At 75.8% G+C, this 4580-nt stretch carries 3 protein-coding genes; all 3 read right to left on the reverse strand.

What is annotated here, in order from left to right:
• Positions 1–158 precede the first annotated feature (158 nt).
• The 3 genes from ACFQ8C_RS36500 to ACFQ8C_RS36510 all read right to left on the reverse strand — a co-directional run bounded on the left by ACFQ8C_RS36500 (position 159) and on the right by ACFQ8C_RS36510 (position 4156).
• Positions 159–524, reverse strand: coding sequence for an RNA-binding S4 domain-containing protein (locus ACFQ8C_RS36500; RefSeq protein ID WP_383466196.1), 366 nt, complete (start codon positions 522–524; stop codon positions 159–161).
• A 19-nt stretch (positions 525–543) separates the two neighbouring features.
• Positions 544–1041, reverse strand: coding sequence for a hypothetical protein (locus ACFQ8C_RS36505; protein ID WP_030494979.1), 498 nt, complete (start codon positions 1039–1041; stop codon positions 544–546).
• 79 nt (positions 1042–1120) lie between these two features.
• The gene (locus ACFQ8C_RS36510) at positions 1121–4156 is read right to left on the reverse strand and encodes an ATP-binding protein (RefSeq protein ID WP_383466198.1); all 3036 of its coding nucleotides are present in this window, start codon (positions 4154–4156) and stop codon (positions 1121–1123) included.
• Positions 4157–4580: the final 424 nt, after the last annotated feature.

Genomic DNA, 4580 nt, shown 5'->3' on the forward strand with positions numbered 1-4580 from the left:
TACTCTCCAGTGAACGGAGCGGAGTACTCCCGCACCGCGACGTACCCGTCAATACGGACCGCCATCGGTCCCGGGGCGTCGGCCCGCCGGCGCAGATGAAGCGCTCGGGTGGAAGAGACCCGCCCCGGACCGGCCGGGGCGGCCCTCACGCCGGCTGTCTAGGGCCGGCGGCCGCGCAGCTCGTCGAGTTCGCGGCGCTCGCGTTTGGTGGGGCGTCCCGCGCCGCGGTCGCGGACGGCGGCGACGGCGACGTGCTCGCGCGGCGGCGGGGGCGGGCTGTTGTCCACGTACGCCTCGGCCGCCACCGGCGGGCCGACCCGCTTGGTCAGCAGCTCCTTGACCTCGACGATCCGCTCGCGGCCGGCCACGAAGACCCGGATCTCGTCGCCCGGCTTCACGGCCTGGGCGGGCTTGGCCCGCTCGCCGTTGACCTTGACGTGGCCCGCCCGGCAGGCGGCGGCGGCCTGGGAGCGGGTCCTGGTCAGCCGGACCGCCCAGATCCAGGCGTCGACGCGTGCGCTCATCGGCCCCCGCCCTCCCCGCTCAGCCCTGCTGGAACAGCTCGGCGGGCAACGGCTTGAGCAGCGCGTAGAGGTCGTCGGTGATCGGCCGGTCCCAACTGGCGATCGTCACCAGGACGTTGTCGCTGCGGTCGAACTGGACGCAGGAGATGCGGCTCTCGGAGAGCTTGAGGCGGCGCACGATGAGGAGGTTGTCGCCCTGCATGACGGGGACGTCCTCGGTGTCGAGCACCTCGACCGGCTCGTCGTTCTCGAGGGCGGCAAGGAGCTGGGCGACCTCGAAGGGGATCTGGCCCTCGGCGAGCTCCCGGGCCGGGGAGCCCTCGGGGAGGTTGCCGATGATCATCGCGGGGCCGCGGCCGCCGAAGAGGTCGTAGCGCAGGAAGACGCCCTGGCAGGAACCGTCGGGAGCGGGCAGCAGACCGGCGCCGAGATTGCCGGGCCAGTCCCCCGGGTCCATGGCGAGGACATCGAAGTCCGGGCCAGCGGGAGTGGCGCTGCGGCGGCGGAGGAAGGACATACGGCCATGGTACGTGCCCGGGCGCGCGGTGCGGCGCCGGGCTCCGCCCTCCCGGCGCCGTACGGGTGCCTTCCGGGACTCAGTCGGCCGGGTCGGCCGCCACGGGCGTCTCCGCCGGGCCCTCGGACGCGCCGGGCTCGCCGAGGGCGTGGGCGAGGCCGGAGCGGTCGGTGCCCAGCTTGCGGTAGACGGCGGACAGCAGCCGGGCGGCCGTGGTGGCGTCGACGCCGAGGGTGGCGGCCGGGTCCTGCCCGCGGACGGTGGCCCCGGCGGCGGCCCGCTCACGCGCGGTGAGCGAGTTGCCGTCGGCGGTGTGCAGGGCGCGCGGGCGCAGCCCGGCGGCGGCGAGCTCGGCCCTGGCCTCCTCGACCAGGCCGTCGGCGCCGCAGTCCTGGGCGGTCTCCAGACCCCGGTAGAGATGCTCGGCGGCTTCGGCGTGGCGTTCGGTCCGGCGGAGCGCCGCGCCGAGGGCGATCAGGGAGCGGGCCAGCTCGTACGCGGCCGGGGACTGGTCCAGCCAGTCGACGGACTCCTCCAGGAGCTTGATCCGCTCGGCGCCCTCGGAGACCTCGGCGGTCACCCGGAGCGCCTGGCCGATCGCGGAGGGCGCGCCGTACTGGCGGGCGCGGGAGACGGCGTCCTCGGCGGTGGTGAGCGCCCTGGCCGGGGAGCCGGTGGCGGCCTCGGCGAGGGCGAGGTACAGCTGCCAGGGACTGCACGACGGGTTGCGCTTGCCGCGCGGCTCCAGCCGGCGGCCGATGTCGGCGAGCGCGGCGGCGGCCTCCTCGGCGCGTCCGGTGGCGAGGAGCAGCTCGGCGTGGACGGTCTCGCAGTCGGGGATGGTGACGGTGGCGGGGAAGGGCTCGCCGAAGTCGTGGTCGCGGGCGACCCGCTCGGCCTCCTCCGTACGGCCTCGGGCGAGCAGGACCTCGATCATGACGCCGGTGGCGTACCAGAGGGCGGGGGTGCGGGGGCCGACGCGCTCGGCGAGGCGGAGTCCGGCGCGGGCGAAGTCCTCGGCCTCCATGAGCCGGCCCCGGCGGAAGCGGATGTACCCGAGGAGGGTGTACGCGAAGGAGAGGTGGGCGCCGCGCCAGCCCTGCTTCTCGAACTCGGCGGTGCCCGCGGCGAAGAGCTCCTCGGCGCGGCCGGGCCGGTCGGCGTAGAGGTGGGTGAGGGCGACGAGGACCGGGACCTCGAAGCCGCGGCTCTCGTCGGCCCAGCTGAGGCCGCCTTCGAGGGCGCGCTCGGCGTGGCGGAGGGCGACGGAGGCGGGTTCGGCGCGCAGGGTGGCGTCCCAGGCGCGCAGGCCGATGACGTACCGCTCGGTGAGGTCGCGGCCGGTGAGCCGGTCGGCGAGGGTCGTGAGACGGCGGGAGCGGGCCGGCGACTCCGGTTCGTCGGAGCGGAGCGCGTCCCACATGAACCGTTCGGCCTGCATGCGGAGGCGGCTGCGCGGGTCGGTGGTCTGCCGGCTCTCGTGTTCGAGCAGCTCGGACGCCTCGACCAGCCGGTCGCTGTGGGCGAGGACCTGGGAGAGGCGGTAGACGATGCCGTGGCGCAGCGCCTGGTCGGAGATGGGCTCCTCCAGGGCCGCGCGCAGGTGGTTCACCGTGGTGGCGGGCTCGGTGAGGAGCGACGCGGAGCTGAGCTCGAAGAGGACGGCGGCCCGCTCGTCGGCGGTGGGAGGCTCGCGCAGGGCGCGGGCCAGGTGGCGGCGGGCGGCGTCGGGTGCGCCCGCGCGGAGGTTCTCACGGGCGGCGGCGCGCAGCTGGGTGACGACCCAGGAGTCGCCCTCGGGGTGGGTCTCCAGGAGGTGGCGGGCCGCGGCGGCCGGGCCGAGTCCGGCGTCGATGACGCACCAGGCGGCCTGGCCGTGGAAGGCGACCCGGATCGCGTCGGGGATGGCGCGGTAGATGGTGCTCGCGATGAGCGGGTGGACGAATTCGAGCGGGCCGTCGGCGCTGCCGGTGTCGGCGAGGACGCGGGCCTCGCGGAGCCGTTCGGCGCAGTCGGCCACGGCCTCGTCGCCCAGTCCGGCGAGGGCGCCGGCGAGCGCGGGCGAGATCTCGGTGCCGAGGACGGCGCAGGCCCAGGCGAGCCGCATGGTGGTGGTGCCGAGGCGTTCGAGGCGGCTGACGAGGCCGCTGCCCTTGAGGGCGGCGGCGAGGTCGCGCAGCTCGTGGGCGCCGTCGGCGGTGGGGTCGAGGCCGCGGTCGCGGACCTTGGCGGCGAGTTCGACGGTCTCGAAGGGGTTGCCGGAGGTAACGGACCAGAAGTCGTGACAGAAGGCGTCGTCGGCGTGGGCGCCGATCCGGTCCCGGACGAGCCGGGCGACGGCCTCGGCGGTGAGGGGCGCCAGGCCGTGCGGGCGCTGTCCGGACCTGTGGCCGGTGAACTCGGCTCCTTCGTCGGGCAGTTCGTCGGGCCGGTAGGCGACGACGAGGAGCATGGGGAGGTCCTCGGCGCGCGGGGCGAAGGAGGCGAGCCAGCCGAGGGACTCGGGGTCGGCCCAGTGGGCGTCGTCGAGGACGACGACGAGCGGGGCGCGGCGGACGGCGAGGTGGGTGAGGACCCAGTCGAGGCCGTCACGCAGGCCCTGGGGGTCGGGCGGGGAGCCGGCGGTGGCGGCGCGCAGCCCGAGTGCGGGGCCGACGATGTCGTACCAGGAGCCGAGCCGTTCGCGGAGTTCGGCGTCGGAGGCGTGGGCGAGCTGGGGCTGGAGGAGCTGGCGGGCGACGTGGAAGGCGACGCGCTGCTCCTGGTCGCCGCCGCGGGCGGAGAGGACGGTGCAGCCCCGGGCGCCGGCGCGGCGGCGGATCTCGGCGAGGAGGGTGGTCTTGCCGAGTCCGGCGGGTGCGGCGTAGACGAGGACGCCGCCTTGCGCGGCGGGCGGTTCGACGGGGCGCGGGGCGTCCGCCGAGGCGGAGCGGGCGGCGTGGAGGGGGACGACACGGGCGTCGCGCGGGGCGGGCACGCGCTCGGGCGGGGACGGGGGCTCGCCCGGCGCGAGGCCGGTGAGGAGGTCGAGCGCCTCCTCCGCGGCGTCGAGCGCGGCCTCGCGTTCGAAGAGGCCGAAACCCAGGCGGGCCGGCCTGCCGTCCTGTCGTGCCACGTTCCACCCCCACACAGGGGGCGCACGCCCGGCGCACGGTCGGGGCGCCGGGGCGATCACCCCACGAAAGGTCCAGCGTACGCCGGAACGAGCCCCGTGTAACGGCATTCCTCCAAGCAGTTCGGGTGGTCTTCGACGTGGCGGGCGCCGTGGACCCCCGCAGGTCGGGGCGTGTTCGACGGACAGATGTGCGGAGTCGGGGAAGGGCCGCGGGGAGCGTGTCGTCCTTGACCGCGGTCCCTGCGAATACTCCCATATGACGGACGGTCAGTTCATGATCGTCCACACGGTCCTGACGAGGGGATGAGCCGAACATGAGACCTCCCATTTCCCGCGCGCGGTCCTGGGCCGCGCGCTCGGTGTGTTCCCTCGCCCTGTGCGCCACCGCGCTGACCGCGCTGCCGGCCGCCGCGCCCGCGGCCGC

Source organism: Streptomyces sp. NPDC056503 (assembly GCF_042794995.1).
GTDB lineage: Bacteria > Actinomycetota > Actinomycetes > Streptomycetales > Streptomycetaceae > Streptomyces.